We start from the raw sequence: 20,930 nt of genomic DNA, 5'->3' as shown, positions 1-20,930 counted from the left end.
CGGACGGTCGCGCCGTCTGCCCAATCCTTTTTCACGACATCGTTCCGCTAGCCGGGCGGGGGCAAGCCCCGCCCCTACCTCAATGAAAGTAACCGAACACCTAGCCCGCGCCGAAGGCAAAACGCTGTTTTCCTTCGAGGTGCTGCCACCCAAGAAGGGCGAGAACATCGAAACGCTGTTCTCCAATATTGAGCCCCTGCTGGAGTTCAAGCCGCCGTTTATCGACGTAACCTACCACCGCGAGGAGTACGTGTACCGCCAGCACGCCAACGGGCTGCTGGAGAAGAAAACCGTGCGCCGTCGGCCCGGTACGGTGGGCATCTGCGCAGCCATTAAAAACCGCTTCGATGTAGACACCGTGCCCCACCTCATCTGTGGGGGCTTCTCGAAGGAGGAAACCGAAAACGCCCTCATCGACCTCCACTTTCTGGGCATTGATAACGTGCTGGCCCTGCGCGGCGACCCCATCAAGAGCGAGGGCCGCTTCGTGGCCGAGCCCGACGGCCACAGCTACGCCTGCGACCTGATCGGGCAGGTGTCCGACCTCAACAAGGGGGCGTACCTCGATGAGGAACAGGACGATACCTGGGCCACCGACTTCTGCATCGGCACGGCCGGCTACCCCGAAAAGCACTTCGAATCGCCGAACTACGCGGCCGATTTGCGCTACCTCAAGCACAAGGTCGACCGCGGCGCCCAGTACATCGTGACCCAGATGTTCTTTGATAACGAGCAGTTTTTCCGCTTCGAGCGCAGCTGCCGGGAGGCGGGCATTCTGGTACCCATCATCCCAGGCCTCAAGCCGCTGACCACCAAAAGCCAACTCACGATGCTGCCCAGTGCCTTTTACCTGAACTTACCCGAGGAGTTAGCCGACGCCGTGCACCTGGCCCCCGACAACGCGGCGGCCCGCCAGATCGGCCTCGAATGGTGCATCAACCAGAGCCGCGAGCTGATGGCCCACGGCGTGCCCTGCCTGCACTACTACAGCATGGGCAAGTCGGAAACCATCCGCCAGGTAGCGGCAGCGCTGTTTTAAAAGAAGAACAGGAAGTAGGACTGTCATCCTGACGAAGGAAAAACCTTACACGTTTGTCCAGGCGACCACCACAACGACGCCGTTCCAGCACGATAAGGTCTTTCCTTCGTCAGGATGACAGTCGTACTTTTGCCTTTCCCAACTCTGCAGTTACCCCCATGCTCGACGACCTGTTTGCCCGCCTGCGCGAAGCCACGGCCCCCGCCGAAATAGCAACCTTGCAGGACGGTATCTGGCAAATCTGGCTTTCGGCGGGCCACCCCCTGCTCGATAAACGCCTCGAAACCGGTATGCGGGCTCTCTCGGCCGACGATTACACCCTGGCCATCCAGGAGTTTGGCTTTCTGGTTGAAGCTGCCCCCGATTATGCCGAGGGCTGGAATAAACGCGCTACCGCCCATTACCTGCGAGGCGAGTACAAGGCCGCCCTGCGCGATGTGCGCGAAACCCTGCGCCGCGAACCGCGCCACTTCGGGGCCCTTTCGGGCTGGGCCAATATGTTGCGCGCCCTTGGCGACGCCCCCGGCACGCTCCGCGTCCTGCTACGCCTGGAGGCCCTGTGCCCCGCCTGGCCCGGGCTGCAGGACCAGCTCCGAACCTTACGGGAAGAGCTCGGATAGCGCCGCCAGTTAAGGGTAAAGTCCCGGAAATGCTTTCCCAATCAAGTTGGGTGATTTCTTATATTTTTGTAAATTTCCCGGAATTACTTCTGGGCGCGGCAGTTGCATCTGACTTTTTATAGTGAATTCAACCACTTAGAGGGAATTTTACGGCTATAGGAGCATGATAGTCTCAAATTTAAGTATTGCACTAAAATAGGTTTTTATTGTCACTGCATCGTGCCTGCTGTTTCCGTCTTACCGAGTACTCCGTTCTTCTGCCCCCACTTCCCACCCTTATGAAACACTTTTTACTTCTCTGTTTACTTTGCTGTAGCCTAATCGCCCCGGCCCAGAAGCTGCGCAAAACCGATACGGCCAGCGGCATGATGGAAAAAGGCACCAAAGTAGGCGTCTGGGAATACTACGCCTACACCCGCGACGGGTCGCAGGTTATTACCCAGAAGTACGACCACTCGGCCCGCAAACTGCTTTTTTTTCGGCCCTTCGATGACGTTACCTACCCCGTGCGTACGCCCCCCGGTGCCTGGGCCCGGGCCCGGGTAACTCACCCGGTTTTTTTCATTGGCGGCGACTCGGAACTGGCGGTTTACATGAGCAAGCTCAACTACCCGGCCGCAGCCCAGAGCCAAAACGTGCAGGGCCGGGTAATGGTCACGATTACCGTTGACACGCTCGGGCACGCTTCCAACCAGCAAGTGCTGCTCGGCATTGGCTCGGGCTGCGATGAGGAAGCCCTACGCGTAGCCCGCAACCTGCCCGATGAGTGGATTCCGGCCCGTATCGGAAGCCGCGCGGTGGAGTCGAAAATTGATTTACCCTTCACTTTCCGCCTCCAGGGCCGGTAGGCTTCTCTGGGGCTTAGTGTGGTTAATCTGCTTTATCTTGGCACCATGAAAACACCCTCCCTGCTTGCCCTCCTGACTGCCGCCACCCTGTTCTCGGCCTGCGACTCGACCCCGCGCGAGCGGCAGCAGGTAGTGGAGCAGGAAACCCAGAAGCTCGATACGCTGGCCGACCAGGCTGCCGCCAAGCTGCGCGTGGCCGGCCGCCGGGCCGCCCGCTTCGATTCCGCCTCCCGGGCCCGTAACCGCCAGCCCCTCGACCCCGCCGCCGAGCTTGCCCTCACCCGCGACTTGCTGGGCCCTTACGCCGACCTCGACGGCCTGACGCCGGCCACCATCGAGCCGGCTTTCGTGCAGTTTATGCAGCAGGTGCGGGCCCGCCGCAAAGCCTGGACCCAGCGCGATTGGGACTACGCCACCGCCCTTAGCCGTCGTCTCAACGCCCGGTTTCGTGCCATCCGCCTCGATATCAAGGGCCGCGACGAGCTGCACATCCGGGCCCTGCAAACCGAGTTCACGGCCCTCGAAACCACCCGCGACGTGAAGGATCTGGGCCAGGCCGTCGGGCAGGAATAAGGTTATCGTTCGTTGGTTTAGCCCTTTGCCCCGCTGCCGGCGGGGCTTTTGGCGTTAGGCCCTCTACTGCCGATTGATGGGCCGTTGGAGTCAGGAGAGGAAAGAAGTAAGGCTGGAAAGCGGGACACCTATAGCATTTTAGCAAAAAATAGTTGCGCTTATTTCACCCAAGTGTCTTGCTGTGCGGCTACCTTATTGAGGTCTAAACCGCTCGAATTGGCCAAATGCCATAATTCGGCGGGCCGGATACCGTTCTTTTCTCCTCCCCCAAAACCACCATTTCTCATGGCAGAAGCATCTTTACTGGACCGCAGCCGCACGATAGCCGGACCGGGCTACAACCGCTGGCTGATTCCGCCCGCGGCCTTGGCTATTCACCTGGCCATTGGCCAGGCGTACGCGTTTAGTGTATTCAAAAAACCCCTTGGGGCTCTCCTCAGTGGCGACCCCAATGCTCCGGCCCCCGCCGACTGGACACCGGCCCAACTGGGCATTATCTTTTCTATCGCCATTGTACTGCTGGGCCTCTCGGCGGCTATTTTTGGAAAGTGGCTGGAGCGCGTAGGACCGCGCAAGGCCATGATGGCCTCGGCCCTGTGCTTCGCCGGCGGTTTTTTCATTGCCTCGCTGGGGGTGCACCTGCACAACCTCTGGATCGTGTATTTTGGCTACGGTGTGGTGGGCGGCATCGGGCTGGGCATCGGCTATATTTCGCCCGTTAGCACGCTCATTAAGTGGTTCCCCGACCGCCGGGGCGTAGCCACGGGCATGGCCATTATGGGTTTCGGAGGCGGCGCCATGATTGCCTCGCCCCTGTCGGTAGCGCTCATGGACCATTTTAAGGCCAGCGGCACCGGCTCGCTGGGTGTGGCCGCCACATTCCTGGCATTGGGCGTGATTTACCTAATTTTCATGCAGTTCGGCGTCTGGACCATCCGGGTACCGGCCGACGATTGGGCCCCGGCCGGCTACGTGCCCAACCCCCAGCACAGTGCCTTGATTACGAGCAACAACGTGTCGGCTGATAACGCCCTGAAAACGCCCCAGTTCTGGCTGCTGTGGGTGGTGCTGCTCACCAACGTAACGGCCGGCATCGGGGTACTAGAAACTGCCTCGCCACTGATTCAGGACACATTTTCAGAAAAATACATGGGCGCCGGGCGAGGCGTAACGGCCGCCGCCGCGGCCGGCTTCGTGGGCCTGCTGAGCTTGTTCAACCTGCTGGGCCGCTTCTTCTGGTCGTCGGCGTCGGACAAACTGGGCCGCAAAACAACGTACGGCATTTATTTCGGACTCGGCATCGTGCTTTACGCCCTCATTCCAACCCTGGGCAACACCTTGCAGCTCACCCTGTACGTAGTAGTAGCCTGCGTGATTATCAGCATGTACGGCGGCGGTTTCGCCACCATCCCGGCCTACCTCTCCGACCTATTCGGCAAGTACCAGGTGGGCGCCATCCACGGTCGTTTGCTCACGGCCTGGAGTACGGCCGGGGTATTAGGGCCCCTCATCGTCAACTTCCTGCACGAGAGCCGCAAAGCCGAGGGCTTTACCGGCGCGGCCGCTTACCAAACGGTGTTCTATACCATGGCGGGCCTGCTGGTGGTGGGCCTGCTGGCCAACTTTGCCGTAACGGCTGTAAATGACCGCTACAACGAGAAAGGCCCGGTTGAAGCCGAAGCCGGCGGCCATTAAGCTACACTAGTGGCTAGTTATCAGTTTTTAGTTGTCGGTTGGCAGTCAGTGATAGTAAAAAGTGCCACTGACTGCAACCAACAACTAAAAACCGACAACTAGCCACTGACAACGAACACCTTTCCATTCAACTTCTTCGTTATGAATCAGCCTTCTGCTACTTCCTCTGCGGCCCCCGAAAACAGTTCGAGCGGGGCCCTGTTTCTGGCCTGGGCCTTTGTGGGCATTCCGCTGATCTGGGGCGTGTCGCAAACCTTCGTTAAAGCCCTGACGCTGTTTCAATAAGCGGCCAGCCAATCAATAATGCGTACCTTCCACGGCACCCCAACGGGTGCGTGGTTGCGTAGTAGCCTTCCGATTCCGTTTTTTGCGTCATGGCGCCGAATGTACCCGAGGCTTCGGCCATTGTCTTACTCGATTCGTTCACCGATTCCATTGCGGCCCATTTGGCCCGTAACCAGGTAGAAGCGGCCGGCCTGCCTTGCTTTCTGAGCAACGAGAACCGGCCCTATGGCCAGATAATGGGCAGTGTGGGCCTCTACGTGCGGGCCCAGGACGTGGAAGCGGCCCGGCAGGCCCTGCACCCCCAGCAAACCCGCATGCACGCCGTAGCTGAGGAAACCGACGCCCCGCCCGAAGCCGCCGCCCACCGCTGCCCCCGCTGCCACCACCACGACGTGGTGTGCCGCCACCAGCCCGCCCCCACCGACAACCTGTTCGTGAAGCTGCGTTTCTGGCTCACGGCCCCCGACAAGCCCCAGTGCCACTGCTTCCACTGCGGCCACGATTTTGAGGGGGAGGAAAGGGTAACCGGGTAGGATCCGGCCGTTGAATAAGAAACTTGGTGCCCCTACCCCGTTAGCCCCCAAAATATACTGGCCTGACACGCGACTAACCCAGGAGTAAACTTGCCATCATTGCAGCGCAAAGCCTATCCGGGAAGCACTGTTGTTCGTTACCGATTTTTACTATGAAATTATTCTGTACCGCGCTGCTGATTGGCGGCTGCAGCCTCGCTGCGCAGGCCCAGCTCAACGTGGCCTACCACCAGTCGAACCTGCCTTTTGTGGGCCTTTCCTACGATTTCGGGCGTTTTCATCCCGAACTGCGCGTTGGCACCGACGCCTTCACGTCGGACCTGAATCCGGAGTTAACGCTCAACTACAAATTCGTTAACCAGCAGGATTTCTACGTGTATGCGGGCGTGGGCGGGCGCACCAACACACTGTCCGGAGGGGTCGTGCCGCTTGGTATCGTCGCGTTTCCTTTTGCCAGCCGGCGCGTAGGTTTTCACACCGAAGTGGCCCTGCTTGGCCTGGGCGACTACGGCACTGTGCTACGCGGCAGTTGGGGCATCAAGTTCAACTTGGGCAATGCCGAGAAAAAGGCGGCCTCACCAGTCCAGCCCTAACGCAGCTTTTCATCCCTCCTCACCGAAACCGCCATACCGGCAACACGGTACCGGCGGGGAAGTGCTCCGGGTCCGGCGGCAGTTCTAAAAAGCCGCTGGAGGTGAGCAGGCTAGCCATGTCGCCGGAGCCGCCGGCCCGCTCGGGGGTGGCCAGCAGGCGGCCGTCGGGGCCGGGTTCTAGGCTGACGAGCAAGAAATGGGTCATCGGGGGCTTGAAATCGACGGGCTGGGTGAGCACGGCGGGGATTGTAGCAGCGGCCACCACAGTGACGGCGGGCTGCTGCACGGCCTGCAGCCAGGGCCGGGCATAGCGGTAGAAATTTACGAACGACGACACCGGGTTACCGGGCAGCGCAAACACCACCGCGCCGCCCGGCTGCTGCCCGAACCAGAACGGCTTACCCGGCCGCTGCCTCACCTCGTGAAATAGCTGCTCCACGCCCAGCTCGCGCAGCACGCCCGGCAGAAAATCGGCCTTGCCCATCGACACGCCCCCGCTCAGCACCACGGCATCGAAGCCAGTGAGCAGGGCGGGCAGGCCCTGGCGCAGGGCCACGGGGTCGTCGTCGAAATGGAAGGCTTCGGTGAGAGCCCCGGCGGTTTCGGCGGCGGCTTGCAGCATCAGGCCGTTGGAGCGCCGGATCTGGTGGGCGGCGGGCGTATCGGTGATGGGCACCAGTTCGTCGCCGGTGCTCACTACGGCCACCCGGGGACGGCGCGTAACGGCTACCGTGGCGGCTCCGATGGTGGCGGCCACGGCCATTTCGGCCGGCCCCAGCACCGTGCCGGCCGGCACCAACAGGTCGTTCTGGCGGCGGTCGGCGGCTTGGGAGTGCACGTTATGGCCGGCGCGGGGGGCGGGCACCTGTACGGCGGCCCAGCGGTGGCCGGCCTCGTCGTTGCGAAACGTGAGGTCTTCGTAGCGAATCACCGTATCGACGCCGGCTGGTAGCATGGCCCCGGTCATAATTTCGATGGCCGCCTTGGCATCCGCTACCGCTACCGGGGGCTGACCGGCAAACTGAGTGCTTTCGATGCGGAACTCCTGCTGCCCGGCGGCCAGCGCCGCGTAGTTGAGGGCGATGCCATCCATGGCCACCCGGTTAAAAGGCGGAAAATCCCGGTCGGCGCGCAGGTCTTCGCGCAACACCAGGCCGGCGGCCAGCGTCAGCGAGAGGTACTCCACACCCAGCGGGCGGATGGTGGCGGCAACGAGGCGGGTGGCTTCAGCAACGGAAATCATAGGGCAGAGGAAAAGAGCACGGTTGTAGAGACGCATCTTTGCGGCCCGGCGTTGAACGTTGCTACCCAACGGCCACCGCAACTGTTCAGCAGGGTAAGCAACGACCGTTTGGGTACTATGTTCCGACGTATCGTTCAACGCCGAGAAGCAAAGATGCGTCTCTACAACCGCCGAGTGCCGAACTTATCGGTTTATTGTGTTCCACCTGCTTCGCTCTGCTATGCCTGACTCCGCTAAACTCACCCACCTCGATGCCGCCGGCCAGCCGGCCATGGTCGATGTCGGGGGCAAACAACCTACCCGCCGCGTGGCGCGGGCCCGCAGCCGCGTGGTGCTCGGCCCCGAAATTATGGCCCTCGTGCGGGAAGGCGACCTGCCCACCCGCAAAGGACCAGTGTTCCAGACGGCAATTCTGGCCGGCATCATGGGTGCCAAGCGCACCTCCGAGCTGATTCCGCTGTGCCACCCGCTGGGTCTGGATAACTGCCAGGTAACCATCGAGGTGGACGGCCCCGACGCCGTGGTGATTGAATGTACAGCCACCGTGACGGGCAAAACCGGCGTCGAAATGGAGGCGCTGACCGGCGCTTCGGTGGCCGCCCTCACCATCTACGACATGTGCAAAGCCCTGTCGCACGACATTCTTATTCAGGAAACCCGCCTCATCAGCAAAACCGGCGGCAAACAGGACTTTCATCATGCCGAGTAACCCCGACAAGCCCCGCACCAAGCACGCCCAGCTCGCTCGTCCCGCCCTTGGCGAGTTCGGCCGGCACGAGCTGGCCGTTCTGGGCGCACCCTGCGGCCGCATCAAGGAGCTGGCGGCCCGGCTGCTGCCGCTGCTGGCCCCCACCCTGCGCGTGGCCTACGTGGATGCCGACCACGCCGCCGCCGATGCCGTGCGCAACGGCACCGCCCCCGAAACCGGCATGCTGGCGGCCGGGGCCAGCGCCGAGCTGACCGACAACATCAGCTTCGCCCGCCTCGACGTGAAGCGGCCCTTGGACAAATTCAGTCAGCCCGAGCTGGTGCAGCACCAGAACTTAGTACTGGTGAACGGCAACCACTTCCGCGCCCGTCAGCAACTGGTGATTCTTGACCCCGCCAAACCGCTGGACAAGAAGCTCGACCGCCTCACCGACGTGCGCGCCCTGCTGCTGCCCGAAGGCGTGACTGAAGTGCCCGCCTACCTGCGCGCCCACCTCGGCGCAGCCAACGTGCCCGTGCTGCCGCTGGCCGATACGGCCGCTATTGCGGAGCTGATTCTGGGGGAGTGGCGCGCCGCCGCGCCGCCGCTGCGGGGCCTGGTGCTGGCCGGGGGCCGCAGCCAGCGCATGGGCCAGGACAAGGGCAAGCTCGCCTACCACAACGGCCAGGAGCAACGCGCTTACGCCGCTGAACTACTGGCTCCCTTCTGCCAAGACGTGCACGTATCCTGCCGCCCCGACCAAATCACGGAGCTAGAATACGCCGGCCTGCGCCCCCTGCCCGATTCTTTCGCCGACTTAGGTCCGCTCAGCGGCATCCTCTCGGCCCTGCGCCTCGACCCCAACGCCGCCTGGCTGGTAGTAGCCTGCGACCTGCCTCTGCTCTCCAACACCACCCTGGCCCACCTGGTGCAGCACCGCCAGCCGGCTCGCATGGCCACTGCTTTCCAGAGCCCTGAAAACGAGTGGCCCGAGCCGCTTATCACCATCTGGGAGCCGGCCAGCTACCCGCAGTTGCTACGCTTCCTGAGCCTGGGCTACAGCTGCCCCCGCAAAACCCTCATTAACTCCAACGTAGCCGTGCTACCTACCCCTGCCCCGCAGGAGCTGCGCAATGTGAACACCCCGGAGGAGGCCGCGCAGGTGCAGCAAGAGTTGAAGTAGCGCCATCGTGGCGAGCTGATAATCAACACCGCGCACTGCCAGTAAAACGCAAAAGCCCTTCCGGTTGAGCTGCCTCAGTTAGCTCGACTGGAAGGATTTTTGCGTTTTACTGGCAGTGGGGGCAGAAAATAAATAGGCTGAATTCGTGAAAGCGCTGCTACTTTGAGGTGGAATCTTTACTCCTATGCTTATATGCATCGATACCTTACGTTACTAGCCCTATCGGCCATCGGCCTGACGGCCCGGGCTCAGCAGACGGCCCCCAACCTCAACCTCGATTTTGAGCAAATCGTCCGGCAAACTGGGCAGCCTGCGGGCTGGTGGAGCCCGACCGATAATGGCTACCGGACGACGACGGATTCACTAGGTCCGCACCAGGGCCGGTACGCGCTGCGCCTGCAAAGCACCGGGGAAGTTGGCTCTCGGACATTTGGCGTGGGTTCCATCAGGTTACCCATTACCTTCCGAGGCAAAACGGTCACGCTATCGGGGTATATAAAAACGGAGGACGTGCAGAATGGCTACGCGGGCCTGTGGCTGCGGGAAGACGGTTCCAGCGGCACGCTGAGGATTGACAACATGAGCAAGCAGCATGTGCAGGGCACCACCGGCTGGCAGCCTTACGCGGTTACCTTGCCGCTGGATGAGGACGCGGAGTCGCTGGTGCTGGGTGGTTTGCTGACGGGCTCGGGCATCGCGTGGCTGGATCAATTGGAACTGACCGTGGACGGCAAGCCCTGGTGGCAGGCCCCACTTAAACCAATGCAGCACTTCAAGGCAGAGCAGGACACGGCCTTTTCCCGCAGCTCTGGTATTGCACTCAATACACTAAACGCCCAGCAGTTAGAAAATCTGGCAGTACTGGGCCGAGTTTGGGGCTTCGTAAAATACTACCACCCGGCCGTGGCGCGGGGCGAGTTCAATATGGATGCCGAAGTGCTGCGCCTGTTGCCGCGGGTACTAGCCAGCCCCACCACCGCGGCCCGCAGCCAGATACTCAGTGCCTGGCTAGCCAACCTGGGTCCGGTGCCGCCCTGCGCTAAATGCCAGGAACCTGACCCCAAAACCATTCGACTGCAACCCGATTTGGCCTGGCTGACGGATAAGGGCCAGTTGAGCCCGGACCTGAGCCGGCAACTAGACTACCTGCGCCGCAACCGCAACCAGGGGCTGCACTACTACGTGAGCACCGTGCCGCGCATCGGCAACCCGCAGTTCGACCACGAAAATAGCTACGCCCAGGTGGCCGGCCAGCTGCCCGACGATGGCCTGCGGGTGCTGGCCCTGTACCGCTACTGGAACATGATTGCCTACTTTTTCCCCTACCGTTATGCCATCGGGGAAGACTGGCAACGGGTGCTGCCCGAGTTTCTGCCGCGGTTCGTGGCCGCCCGCACGCCCGAGCAGTACCGGCTGGCGGCCCTGGCTCTCATTGCCCGTATCAACGATACCCACGCCAGTATTGCTAATGACCCAATTTTAACGGACTACTGGGGCCGGTATTTCGCGCCGGCGCAGGTGCGGTTCGTGGAAGGCCAAGCCCTGGTAACCGACTACTTCAATTCGCAGTTGGGCCCGGCTACCGGCTTGCTCAAGGGCGATATAATTGAAACCGTGGAAGGCCGCCCGGTGGCTGCCCTAATAGCCGAGCGGCGCCCCCTTACGCCCGCCTCCAACGAGCCGACCCAGCTGCGCAACATAGCCCGCGACCTGCTGCGCGGTAACACCGAGCAGGTGCAACTGATGGTACGCCGCAACGGCCAGCAGCTCTCCCTGAGCATCAACCGTTACACCGCCAATAAGCTAAACCTAGCCCTCAACAATGGTACGGCCAGCCCCCTGGCACCGGCTTGGCGCACGTTACCGGGCAACATTGGGCACCTCACGCTGGGCACCATCCACAACGAGAACCTGCCAGCTATTATGGCGGAAGCGCAGGAAACCAAAGGCCTTATCATCGACATCCGTAACTATCCTTCCGATTTCGTGGTGTTTTCGCTCTCGAAGTACCTGCTGAGCCAGCGCACCGATTTCGTGCGGTTCAGTGCGCCCACGGTTACGTATCCGGGCTTGTTCGAGCAGGCGCCCCCGTTGCAGGTAGTGCCCGGCAAGGGCCGAGCGTACCCGGGCAAGGTGGTGATTCTGGTCAATGAGTTGTCCCAAAGTCAGTCAGAGTACACCACGATGGCGCTGCGGGCGGTACCGGGAGCCATCGTGATGGGCAGCACTACAGCCGGAGCCGATGGCGACGTATCGGCCATCGTGCTGCCCGGCAGCCTCTATACCCGCATTTCTGGCTTGGGCATCTACTACCCCGACGGCCGCGAAACCCAGCGCATCGGCATCGTCCCCGACATCGAAGTCAAACCTACCATCCAAGGCATCAAAGAGGGCCGCGACGAAGTACTCGAACGGGCTATTGAGTTAATTAAAAATGAAAAGTGAAAAATGGCCGTTGAACGACACCCAAGCAGGACGTTCAACGGCCATTTTTAATTTTTCACTTTTAATTTTTAATTGAATCAAGGGTGCGCCGCTACCCAGACGTCACCGTCCTCATAGAACTCCTTTTTCCAGATGGTAACGACCTGTTTAAGCGTATCGATGATGTACTGGCAGGCGGCGAAGCTCTCGGCGCGGTGGGGTGTGGATACGGCCACCACCACGGCCACGTCGCCGATGTGGAGGGTGCCTTTGCGGTGGATGACGGTTACCTGCTGGAGCATGGGCCACTTTTCGGCGGCCTGCTCGGCTACTTTGCGGAGCTGGTGCAGGGCCATGCTGTCGTAGGCTTCGTATTCGAGGCGCACCACGGGGCGGCCGGTGCTCTGGTTGCGCACCGTGCCGATGAACGTGTTAATAGCGCCCGCCCCGTCGGCTTCCACGCTGCGCAAAGCGGCGGCCACGTCGATGGGCTGATCAGTGAGGTCGATGTGAATCATGGGTGGTGGGGAGCTTAGGGCCCGTCATACTGAGCGCAGCGGGCGGCGTAGTCGAAGGATCTCTACCGCTTCGCCTGAGCCATTCCAATGAAGCAGTAGAGATGCTTCGGCTTCGCTCAGCATGACGTTTAGTTTAGTTTTCTTTTATCTACAATTGAACACTGGCAACTGCTTTACCCGCCGCTGACGGGCGGAATCAGGGCAATTTCGTCGCGCTCGTGCAGCAGCGTATCGTCGGCGGCGTATTCGTTGTTTACGGCCACGGCGAGGCTGGTGAGGCCGGCCAGGGCCGGGTATTGCGCGTGCAAAGCCAGCAGCAAACCCTGGGCCGACTGGCCTTCCGGGGCGGCAACATCCAGGGTTGACTGACCCACGATTTCGCGGGCAATGCCGAACAAAGCTATTTTCAGGTTCATGGGCGTATCAGGATAATTGCGCAACATTACGCAGAGCAAACCCAAACAACCGCGCGAGTGTTACGTTTTCTCTACTTCCGGCCAGCCATCCTGGCCCCGGTTTCCGATCTGCCCGCATGACTCCTCCGCTGCTTACTTCGCCCACTGCCTTTGCTTCCCTGCCCCAACCAACGGGCGCGGCCGGTGCGGCGGCGCGGCCGGTTCTCTACGACAACCACGGGCGCCCGCTCGAATACGTGCGGCTGGCCGTTACCGACCGCTGCAACCTGCGCTGTTTCTACTGCATGCCCGAGCAAGGCATCAAGTACCTGCCCAAGCAGGAGCTGCTGACCTACGAGGAAATGGAGCGGCTGGTGGCCCTGCTGGCCGGGCTAGGCGTGCGCAAAGTGCGCCTCACCGGCGGGGAGCCCTTCGTTCGCCGCGACCTGGTACCGTTCATGGACCGCCTGACCCAGATTCCGGGCATCGAGGAGCTGACCCTGACTACCAACGGTGTGCTTACGGCCCCCCACGTAGCCGATATGGCCCGCATGGGCGTGAAGGCCGTGAACCTGAGCCTCGACACGCTGGACCGGGCCCGCTTTGCCAGCATCACCCGCCGCGACGAGCTGCCCCGGGTAATGGACACCTTTTACGCCCTGCTGGCGGCCGGCATCCGCGTCAAAATCAACGCCGTGGTGATGGACGGGCAGAACACCCAGGACCTGCTGCCCCTGGCCGAGCTCACCCGCGAGCTGCCCGTGGATGTTCGCTTCATCGAGGAAATGCCCTTCAACGGGGGCAGCCACGAGGCCACGCCCGCCACGCTGCCCTGGAACTACCACCGCATCCGCGAGCATCTGGAGCTGAACCTAGGCACCCTCACGCCCGTGCCCACCCGTCCCGGCGACACGGCCTCGCACTACACCGTGGCCGGCCACCAGGGCCGGCTGGGCATCATTGCGGCCTACTCGCGCACCTTCTGCGGCACCTGCAACCGCCTGCGTCTTACGGCCGAGGGCGGCCTCAAAACCTGCCTCTACGACCAGGGCGTGCTCGACCTGCGGGCCCTTTTGCGCGGCGGCGCTTCAGACGCCGAGGTGGTAGCCGCCCTCAGCGCGGCTTTCCGCAACCGCGCCGCCAACGGCTTCGAGGCCGAAAGCCAGCGCCCGTTGCACCAGCTTAGCTTCGAGTCGATGAGCACGATTGGGGGGTAGGCGGGGCTACTGATTCCAGGTACTGACACCGGCACAGTGCCCAGGCGGCTTACTGGGTGTAAGGACGAATGCGCCCTGATCTTTCCGGCTGTTTGCCTGAGCTTGGCGTTATAACTTGCGGCCCCGCTGATGCACTTTTCGTCTGCCACACCACCGACGGCCCGCCTCCCGCACCATGAATGTACTCTTGAGCTGCCTGTTGTTCTTCAACCTGCTGTGTTTTCTGCTTTTTGCCCTGGATAAACGGAAAGCCCAACGCAGCCAGCGGCGCATTGCTGAAAAAACGCTGCACCTCGTTACGCTGCCCGGCGCGGCGCCCGGCGCATGGGCGGCAATTTTCCTGCTGCGCCATAAAAACCGTAAAGCCGCTTTCTGGGGCGTTACCCTGGCGCTGACGCTGCTGCAAGCGGCGGTCCTCTACTTCACGTGGCCCTACTTTCAGGCACCGTTCTAGGTGCTTGAAGGGTTTGCATGCGGGAAATTAGCGCCCTTTTCAAGTTAGTATACAGGTGTTGCCCGATGTAGGTGCAGGGGCGGGGCTCGTCCCCGCCCGCCATTGAACGAAGCCAGCACCGGCCGTTCCAGCAGCGGGCGGGGGCAAGCCCCGTCCCTACCTTGTTCTGACGCTCGTACACCGACCTGAAATTCGCTCTAGGTCATGCACACGGCAAGCAATGGAAACGGTGGCTGCATGACCACAACGAGTGAATATCTTTGATCAGGAGGACCCTGACTATAAGGCGACACATCGTTTGTATTCCTTGGACTGCTATGAAGGTATTATTTTGGATGCTGGGTCTGGGAGCGGCGCTTTACGTGGCCGTGTGCGTGCTGCTATACTTTCAGCAGGAGCGGCTGCTGTTCTTCCCGACCAAACTCGCCCCCGGTTACCGCTTCCGGTTTGCCCAACACTTCGAGGAGCGGTGGCTGCCCACCGCCGACGGCACCCGTCTGCACGGCCTGCTGTTCCCGGCCGATTCGGCCCGGGGCCTCGTGTTCTACCTGCACGGCAACGGCGGCGCGCTGGATAGCTGGGGTGAGGTGGCCGCTACCTATACCCACCTGGGTTACAGCGTATTTCTGCTCGACTACCGGGGCTACGGCAAAAGCGAGGGCCGCATCAGCAGCCAGGCCCAGCTGCTCTCCGACGTGGATACGGCCTACCGGCAACTCGCCGCCGATTTTCCGGAGAACCGGACGGTGCTACTGGGCTACTCCCTGGGCACGGGCGCGGCGACCTGGCTGGCGGCCCGCCACCACCCGCGCCTCCTCATTCTGCAGGCTCCCTACGCCAGTGTGCGCGCCACCGCCCGCCAGCACTACCCCTGGGTGCCCGGCTTCGTGGTGCGCTACCCGCTGGCCACCGACGAGGTATTACCCCGCGTCACGGCTCCCATCATCATCTTCCACGGCGACCAGGACGAAGTTATCAGCCCCCAATCAACGGCCCTGTTGAAGCAGGCACTCAAGCCCGGCGACGAGTTCATCAGCCTACCGGGTGCCGGCCACAACGGCATGACCAACAACCCTGACTACCAACGCGCCCTCCGCCGGATTCTGGCGGGACGGTAAAATCAGAACATCCCGTTGCCGCTCTGGTCCTCGGCAGGAACGACTTGCAGCACATCCCAGTGCTCCACTATTTTGCCTTCATCGTCGAAGCGGAAGATGTCGATGCCGGCGTAATCCTGGTCGTGGGGCCAGTGCTGGTGGCAGTGAAGCACCACGTGGGTGCCCTCGGCTAGGGCGCGCTTTACGGTCACGTGCTTGCCGGGGTACTCGCGCTGCATCCGCTCGAGGTACTCGATGAAACCCTGCTTGCCGTTGGCTACATGGGGGTTGTGCTGAATGTACTCGGCCCCCACGTAGCGCCGGATGGCCTCGGCGGGCTGGCAGTCGTTGAACATCAGCTCGTAAAAGGCAATGGCGGTCTGCTTATTTTGGGCGAGGATGGTCATGGGCACAGATAGTTGGCGCAGGAGTAAAACTATCGGAAAACATAGGCAGTATCTACCGAAAGGGGCCCGGCAGCAGGGCCGCTGCCAGCCGCCGGACTGGTGCGCACCGCCCGTCATGACGGCCGCCCCGTTTTTATCGCCTGCAACCAACCGCGCGGGGCTACCTTCGGGCCATGATAACGCATTTATCCTCCCAGCGGCTGGTCGGCGGGCTAGTCCGCGCCCTGCTTGTGGGCAGCCTGCTGGTTGCCTGGCTGGCTCCGGTTCAGGCCCAGAGCGTCAAAATGACGGACCCGCAGTGGGGTTCGTGGCTAATTGCCACTGCCGTGCTACCCGGCGGCCCGAAGGGCTGGGGCGGCTACGCCGAGGTACAGACCCGCACTAATGGCGTAATGCGCCAGTTTTTCTATACCGAGCTCAAGGCGGGCGTTAGTTATGGTGTGGCCAAGAACTTCAACCTGCTGCTGGGCGGGGGGCGCTACTCCACGGCCGACTACCGCGACCTGAAAGCCGGCGCGCTCAATGTAGAGCGGCGCCTGTGGCAGCAGCTGACCCTCACGCAGTTTACCGCCCGCCTCAAACTCGAACACCGCTACCGTATCGAGCAGCGCTGGTTCCGGTTCCGCGATGACGTGGTACCGACGGGCGCGTTTGCTTACCGCAACCGGATGCGCTACCGCTTCAACGCCTTCCTGCCCCTCAACCACCAAACGTTTACCGACAAAACGGTTTTCCTTTCGGCCTACGATGAGGTGTTTTTTAATCCGCGCGGCCCTTTTTCGAGCGTAACCGCCTGTATGCCGGCGCGGGTTACCAGTTCGATCAGCACTGGACGGTGCAGGCCGGCTGGGTGAACCAAGCCAACTACAGCGCCGCCCGCAACGGCCCGACTGGCTTCGTTCCGCAAACCAACGTGGCCAAAAACAACCTCGTACTATCGGTGCTCTACCGCATCAGCCAGCCCGATAAGCCGGCCCGCCAGTACGTGCCCTCCCAGCAGGACTGAATAATTATGAGTGGATAGCCATTAACTGCCAGCTTCTATTCTGGCAGCCATTGGGCAGTTGTTACCTACCAGCCACGCAAGATGATGTAGAAACGCAAAGCTGCGTCTCTACCCTAGCTAGCTCTTCCCCACCCCCACCCAGCCGCGTTGCATGGCGTAGTACAGCGCCGTACCCACCGTGAGGCCCACGAGGTAGCCGTAGGGCAGGCCGGCGCACAGAATGCCGGTGAGTAGCGCCAGCAGCAGGTGGGCTTTCGCGTCGCTGATGTCGCGCAATAGAGCGGCTAGGCTCAAGGCTTCGAAGAAGAGCAGCACGCCGAGGATGGGCAGCGGGAAAATCTGGACGATTTGCTGGAAACCCTGGCTGAAGAACAGGCCCAGCACCAGAAACAGCCCGCCGTAGATGACTACCGAGCCGCCCGTGCGCCCCCCGAAGGTGTAGTGGCCCACCATGCCGCCCGAGCCGTGGCAGACCGGGAAGCCGCCCAGAAACGGGTTCACGAGGTTCATGAGGGCGTAGGTGAAGCTTATTTTACGCACCGTGAGGGGCCGCTCGGGAAAGTAGTCCTGCACTACCTGGCGGGTGGCCAGCACCGAGTTGCCGAGCGACAACGGAATCTGGGGCAACGCCAGCAGTACGGCCCCGGTCAGGATATCGGGCCACTGCGGGATGCGCGGGGTGGGCAGGTGCAGGCCCAAAGCGCGTTGGGCGGTGGCCAGATCGAGCTTGAAGAGCAGGCCGTAGCTTACGCCCAATGCCAGCACAACTAGCGCGGCGGGCCAGCGCCGGTTGCCCAGCAGCACCACCGTTACCAGAAACGCCGCCGCCGCCAGCGCGTAGCCTGGCAGGCCATCGGCGGGCACGTACTGCTTGAGGGCCAGGGTGGAAAGCTGCAGCGCCAGCCCGAACTGAATGCCCCGAATTACGGGTTTGGGCACGAGCCGGGCCAGCCCGTCAATCAGGCCCGTAACCGAGAGCAGCAGCATGCCCACGCCCACCGCCAGACCGCCCCCAAAGATGACGCGGCCGGGGATTTTCTGGGCGATAACCAGGGCCGCAAACGCCTTGAGCGGTTGCACCGGCATGGGCATGCCGTACCAGAGCCCCGAAAACAGCTGCATCAGCCCGAACATAATCAGCACCCCGGCACTATCCAGCCCCGAAGCGGCAATAACGCCGATAAGCAGGGGCAAGTCGGTGCCTAAATCCCCGAAGGCCCCGGCCAGCTCGTTACGGTCGAAGCGCAGGCGGGGACGATGGGCAGGCGGAGCGGTAAGGAGCATGCGGCACTGATTTGAGAGGAGGGGACGGTATGCTTGGACGATTCAGCAGAACGAAGGTAGGGCCGGGCGCGGTAGCGGCTGAATCTGAACAGACCCAGCAGCCCTAGGACGCCACATTCTCCTGCCAGGCCACAATGCCACCCGTAAGGTTCAGCAGGTTCACCAGCCCGAACTCGGTTTGCAGGCGCTCCACGGCCTGGGCGCTGCGGCGGCCCGAGTGGCAGTACACCACCATCGGATGTTGGCGGGGCAAGCTGGCCACGCCCTTGGCCAGCTCGCCCAGGGGCAGCAGCACGGCCCCCGGCAGGTGGCCGTTGGCGTACTCGTGGGCCTCACGTACATCAAGCAAAAAAGGCGGGTGGGCCGAGTTGAGCAGCGCCGCCAGCTCGGCAGCCGTCACCGATGCCACATCCGCCCCGCAGGCCTCGGCGTAGTCGGCCGCGGGGGCCGTGCCCAAGTGCAGGGCTGCCTGCCCGGGGCGGCGGGCAAACTTGAGGGTACGGGTCTGGAACGTGAGGGCATCGAAAAGCCAGAGCCGGCCCGAAAGCACCTCCCCGATACCCAGCAGCACCTTCAGCGTTTCGGTGGCCTGGGCCGTGCCCACGAGGCCGGGCAGCACGCCCAGCACCCCGGTAGCGTCGCAGTTGGGAGCCTCGGCCGCGCCGGGCGGCTGCGGAAACAGGCAGCGGTAGGTAGGCCCACCTTCATAATTGAACACCGACACCTGCCCCTCGAACTTGTAAATGGCCCCCGACACCAACGGCTTGCCCAGCAGCACGCAGGCGTCGTTGAGCAGGTAGCGGGTCGGGAAATTGTCGGAGCCGTCTACCACCACGTCGTAGGCCGCTACCAGCTCGCGCACGTTGCCCGGCACGGCCCGGCAGCGGTGCACCCGCACCTGCACCAGCGGGTTGAGGCGCTGCACGGCCCGGGCGGCGGCCTCGGCCTTGGGCTGGCCCAAATCGGCGGGGCCGAATAGAATCTGGCGGTGCAGGTTGCTGCGCTCCACCACATCGGCATCGACGATGCCGAGCGTGCCCACCCCGGCGGCGGCCAGGTATTGCAGCACCGGGCAGCCCAGCCCGCCCGCGCCCACCACCAGCACCCGGGCCGCTTTCAGCCGTTCCTGCCCCGCCTCCCCAATTTCGGGCAGTTGCAGGTGGCGGCGGTAGGTCTGGCGTTCTTCGGGGCTGAGCATGGTTTCGATTAAAAATTAAAAGTGGAAATTTAAGAATGGAGTAGGGGAACGGTAAAACTTGCGGAGACTGGTAAAGTTAAAGAGTAAGCGTTAGCGACCCAGCTGAGCCACGGGCGGCTCGCGGCAACTTTGGCTCGGCCGACACCAGCTTTCCGGCCGCTGCAATCCATCCGGCCACGCCCCCTAATCTGCATTTTTAATTTCTCACTTTTTATTTTTTACCCCCTTTGAAAGCCCTCCTGCCGCCGACCAGCTACGAATACGCCACCGTGCAGCAGGTGCGCGGCGAGCAAGTGCGCGAAGTGTCCGACGTGCTGGCCGCCGAGGAGCCGCTCGAAATCCGGGTGGGCTACGGGCCGGCCGGGCAGCGCGAGCACCGCACTATTTCCATCACGATGCGCACGCCGGGCCACGATTTTGAGCTGGTGGCCGGCTTCCTGCTCACCGAGGGCCTGATTCGCTCCCGGGCCGACTTGCAGGGCATTCTGTACTGCCCCGACGTGGAGAAGGAGGAGGAGCGCGAAAACGTGGTGCGGGCCGAGCTCAGCCCCAACGCCAGCATCGACCTGCCCCGGCTGGAGCGCCACTTTTACACCAGCAGCAGCTGCGGGGTCTGCGGCAAAACCAGTATCGAGGCTGTGCACGCCGCCGGCTGCCCCCGCCTGCCACTCGGTGGGTTGCGGGTGCCGACTAGCGTCATTCACGCCTTGCCCGAGCGCCAGCGCGAGGCCCAAGAGCTATTCGAGCAAACCGGCGGCCTGCACGCGGCGGCCCTGTTTTCGCCCACCGGCGAGCTGCGCCTGCTGCGCGAAGACGTGGGCCGCCACAACGCCCTCGACAAAGCCATCGGCGCGGCCCTGCTCGCCGACCAACTCCCGCTCCACGACACGGTGCTGCTGGTCAGCGGCCGGGCCTCGTTCGAGCTAGTGCAGAAGGCGGCCGTGGCCGGTATCCCGGTGATGGCGGCCGTGGGCGCCCCCAGCTCGTTGGCCGTATCCGCCGCCCGCGACTTCGGCCTTACGCTCTGCGGTTTCGTGCGTCAGCAGCGTTTCAACGTATACACGCATCCCGAGCGGATTATCTAAGTCCTTGCGTTGCACCTCCCCCCCCCTAGCCCCCTCTCCGAAAAGGTGAGGGGGAACTAGAAATAGATTATGGTTTAGGCTGCTTCATTACTAGAAACTAGCTTCTAGTTCCCCTTCTCCTTTTTCATTCCGCGCATGGAGCGGCGTAGGGGGCTAGGGAGTGGGCGCAACGTAGGAACGACGTATATTCAACAAACGCAACCCCATGAAGCTCCGCCTCGAAGACAACACGCTCCGCCTGCGCCTCGATCCGCCCGAGGTAACGGCTTTCCAGACTACTGGCCGGCTCGAAACGGTGGTACCTTTGGGCCTAACAGCCGCTGAGGCCCTCGTTTATTCGCTCGAACGCGACGCGGCTACGCCCACCCTAACGGTGCAAACCACGGCGGGTCGCATTCGGGTGCTGGTGCCCGCCGCAACGGCCGATGCCTGGGCTGGCTCCGAGGAAATCAGTCTGCGCGGGCAATTGGCAGTTGCCGAAAACCAATTGCTGCATATCTTGGTAGAGAAGGACCTGGGCTGCAAGCACTGACCCCCCGAACCGT

23 protein-coding genes and 1 pseudogene are annotated in these 20,930 nt (G+C 62.4%); 18 read left to right on the top strand and 6 right to left on the bottom strand.

What is annotated here, in order from left to right:
- Nucleotides 1-82 precede the first annotated feature (82 nt).
- From metF to CDA63_RS07430, 8 genes are all read left to right on the top strand, one after another.
- Nucleotides 83-1,039, top strand: a complete 957-nt coding sequence (gene metF, locus CDA63_RS07460) for a methylenetetrahydrofolate reductase [NAD(P)H] (RefSeq protein WP_088463821.1) — start codon at nucleotides 83-85, stop codon at nucleotides 1,037-1,039.
- Between the two features lie 158 nt (nucleotides 1,040-1,197).
- Nucleotides 1,198-1,659, top strand: coding sequence for a tetratricopeptide repeat protein (locus CDA63_RS07455; protein ID WP_088463820.1), 462 nt, complete (start codon nucleotides 1,198-1,200; stop codon nucleotides 1,657-1,659).
- Between the two features lie 278 nt (nucleotides 1,660-1,937).
- The gene (locus CDA63_RS07450; protein ID WP_088463819.1) at nucleotides 1,938-2,507 is read left to right on the top strand and encodes an energy transducer TonB; all 570 of its coding nucleotides are present in this window, start codon (nucleotides 1,938-1,940) and stop codon (nucleotides 2,505-2,507) included.
- 45 nt (nucleotides 2,508-2,552) lie between these two features.
- Complete coding sequence (locus CDA63_RS07445; RefSeq protein ID WP_088463818.1) at nucleotides 2,553-3,080, top strand: hypothetical protein; 528 nt, start codon at nucleotides 2,553-2,555, stop codon at nucleotides 3,078-3,080.
- Between the two features lie 285 nt (nucleotides 3,081-3,365).
- Entirely contained in the window at nucleotides 3,366-4,775 is a 1,410-nt protein-coding gene (locus CDA63_RS07440) for an L-lactate MFS transporter (protein ID WP_088463817.1), read from the top strand.
- 141 nt (nucleotides 4,776-4,916) lie between these two features.
- A complete protein-coding gene (locus tag CDA63_RS20800; protein WP_165768228.1) occupies nucleotides 4,917-5,060 on the top strand; it encodes an MFS transporter small subunit in 144 nt (47 codons plus the stop codon).
- Between the two features lie 89 nt (nucleotides 5,061-5,149).
- A complete protein-coding gene (locus tag CDA63_RS07435; RefSeq protein WP_088463816.1) occupies nucleotides 5,150-5,593 on the top strand; it encodes a putative signal transducing protein in 444 nt (147 codons plus the stop codon).
- A gap of 152 nt (nucleotides 5,594-5,745) precedes the next feature.
- Entirely contained in the window at nucleotides 5,746-6,186 is a 441-nt protein-coding gene (locus CDA63_RS07430) for a hypothetical protein (protein ID WP_088463815.1), read from the top strand.
- A gap of 19 nt (nucleotides 6,187-6,205) precedes the next feature.
- Here the strand turns inward: CDA63_RS07430 and CDA63_RS07425 are convergent, their stop codons facing one another.
- Nucleotides 6,206-7,429 carry a molybdopterin molybdotransferase MoeA gene (locus CDA63_RS07425; RefSeq protein WP_088463814.1) on the bottom strand — a complete coding sequence of 408 codons (1,224 nt, stop codon included), beginning with the start codon at nucleotides 7,427-7,429 and terminating at the stop codon, nucleotides 6,206-6,208.
- A 220-nt stretch (nucleotides 7,430-7,649) separates the two neighbouring features.
- Between CDA63_RS07425 and moaC the strand changes: the two genes are divergently transcribed.
- From moaC to CDA63_RS07410, 3 genes are all read left to right on the top strand, one after another.
- Nucleotides 7,650-8,138 carry a cyclic pyranopterin monophosphate synthase MoaC gene (gene moaC, locus CDA63_RS07420; RefSeq protein ID WP_088463813.1) on the top strand — a complete coding sequence of 163 codons (489 nt, stop codon included), beginning with the start codon at nucleotides 7,650-7,652 and terminating at the stop codon, nucleotides 8,136-8,138.
- The gene (locus CDA63_RS07415) at nucleotides 8,128-9,300 is read left to right on the top strand and encodes an NTP transferase domain-containing protein (RefSeq protein WP_242434594.1); all 1,173 of its coding nucleotides are present in this window, start codon (nucleotides 8,128-8,130) and stop codon (nucleotides 9,298-9,300) included. The genes moaC and CDA63_RS07415 overlap by 11 nt, the downstream gene beginning before the upstream one ends.
- Nucleotides 9,301-9,492: 192 nt before the next feature.
- Nucleotides 9,493-11,745, top strand: a complete 2,253-nt coding sequence (locus tag CDA63_RS07410) for a S41 family peptidase (protein ID WP_088463812.1) — start codon at nucleotides 9,493-9,495, stop codon at nucleotides 11,743-11,745.
- 77 nt (nucleotides 11,746-11,822) lie between these two features.
- Here CDA63_RS07410 and CDA63_RS07405 read toward each other — a convergent pair whose 3' ends face one another.
- Both CDA63_RS07405 and CDA63_RS07400 read right to left on the bottom strand, forming a co-directional pair.
- Nucleotides 11,823-12,242 carry a molybdenum cofactor biosynthesis protein MoaE gene (locus CDA63_RS07405; protein ID WP_088463811.1) on the bottom strand — a complete coding sequence of 140 codons (420 nt, stop codon included), beginning with the start codon at nucleotides 12,240-12,242 and terminating at the stop codon, nucleotides 11,823-11,825.
- A 173-nt stretch (nucleotides 12,243-12,415) separates the two neighbouring features.
- A complete protein-coding gene (locus CDA63_RS07400) occupies nucleotides 12,416-12,685 on the bottom strand; it encodes a MoaD/ThiS family protein (RefSeq protein WP_242434593.1) in 270 nt (89 codons plus the stop codon).
- Between the two features lie 89 nt (nucleotides 12,686-12,774).
- Between CDA63_RS07400 and moaA the strand changes: the two genes are divergently transcribed.
- The 3 genes from moaA to CDA63_RS07385 all read left to right on the top strand — a co-directional run bounded on the left by moaA (nucleotide 12,775) and on the right by CDA63_RS07385 (nucleotide 15,426).
- Nucleotides 12,775-13,854, top strand: coding sequence for a GTP 3',8-cyclase MoaA (gene moaA / locus CDA63_RS07395; RefSeq protein ID WP_088463810.1), 1,080 nt, complete (start codon nucleotides 12,775-12,777; stop codon nucleotides 13,852-13,854).
- 175 nt (nucleotides 13,855-14,029) lie between these two features.
- On the top strand, nucleotides 14,030-14,308 hold the full coding sequence (locus CDA63_RS07390; RefSeq protein ID WP_088463809.1) for a DUF1294 domain-containing protein: 279 nt from the start codon (nucleotides 14,030-14,032) through the stop codon (nucleotides 14,306-14,308).
- 317 nt (nucleotides 14,309-14,625) lie between these two features.
- Nucleotides 14,626-15,426 (top strand): alpha/beta hydrolase, encoded by an 801-nt coding sequence (locus CDA63_RS07385; RefSeq protein WP_088463808.1) that lies wholly within the window; start codon nucleotides 14,626-14,628, stop codon nucleotides 15,424-15,426.
- 2 nt (nucleotides 15,427-15,428) lie between these two features.
- Here the strand turns inward: CDA63_RS07385 and CDA63_RS07380 are convergent, their stop codons facing one another.
- Nucleotides 15,429-15,812, bottom strand: coding sequence for a nuclear transport factor 2 family protein (locus CDA63_RS07380; protein WP_088463807.1), 384 nt, complete (start codon nucleotides 15,810-15,812; stop codon nucleotides 15,429-15,431).
- 173 nt (nucleotides 15,813-15,985) lie between these two features.
- Between CDA63_RS07380 and CDA63_RS21305 the strand changes: the two are divergent.
- A pseudogene (locus CDA63_RS21305) lies at nucleotides 15,986-16,635 on the top strand (DUF2490 domain-containing protein); the annotation flags it as partial.
- A 27-nt stretch (nucleotides 16,636-16,662) separates the two neighbouring features.
- Complete coding sequence (locus CDA63_RS21300; RefSeq protein ID WP_242434597.1) at nucleotides 16,663-16,818, top strand: hypothetical protein; 156 nt, start codon at nucleotides 16,663-16,665, stop codon at nucleotides 16,816-16,818.
- A 117-nt stretch (nucleotides 16,819-16,935) separates the two neighbouring features.
- Here CDA63_RS21300 and CDA63_RS07370 read toward each other — a convergent pair whose 3' ends face one another.
- Nucleotides 16,936-18,102 (bottom strand): putative sulfate/molybdate transporter, encoded by a 1,167-nt coding sequence (locus CDA63_RS07370; protein WP_088463806.1) that lies wholly within the window; start codon nucleotides 18,100-18,102, stop codon nucleotides 16,936-16,938.
- A gap of 103 nt (nucleotides 18,103-18,205) precedes the next feature.
- On the bottom strand, nucleotides 18,206-19,300 hold the full coding sequence (gene moeB, locus CDA63_RS07365) for a molybdopterin-synthase adenylyltransferase MoeB (RefSeq protein WP_088463805.1): 1,095 nt from the start codon (nucleotides 19,298-19,300) through the stop codon (nucleotides 18,206-18,208).
- Between the two features lie 227 nt (nucleotides 19,301-19,527).
- On the opposite strand from moeB, the gene fdhD reads away from it, so the two are divergent.
- Both fdhD and CDA63_RS07355 read left to right on the top strand, forming a co-directional pair.
- Nucleotides 19,528-20,385 (top strand): formate dehydrogenase accessory sulfurtransferase FdhD, encoded by an 858-nt coding sequence (gene fdhD / locus CDA63_RS07360; RefSeq protein ID WP_088463804.1) that lies wholly within the window; start codon nucleotides 19,528-19,530, stop codon nucleotides 20,383-20,385.
- Nucleotides 20,386-20,590: 205 nt separating this feature from the next.
- Nucleotides 20,591-20,917 carry a DUF7009 family protein gene (locus CDA63_RS07355; RefSeq protein ID WP_088463803.1) on the top strand — a complete coding sequence of 109 codons (327 nt, stop codon included), beginning with the start codon at nucleotides 20,591-20,593 and terminating at the stop codon, nucleotides 20,915-20,917.
- Nucleotides 20,918-20,930: the final 13 nt, after the last annotated feature.

Source organism: Hymenobacter amundsenii, assembly GCF_002204745.1.
Classification (GTDB): Bacteria; Bacteroidota; Bacteroidia; order Cytophagales; family Hymenobacteraceae; genus Hymenobacter; species Hymenobacter amundsenii.
This window is presented reverse-complemented; position numbering and strand designations above follow the sequence as displayed.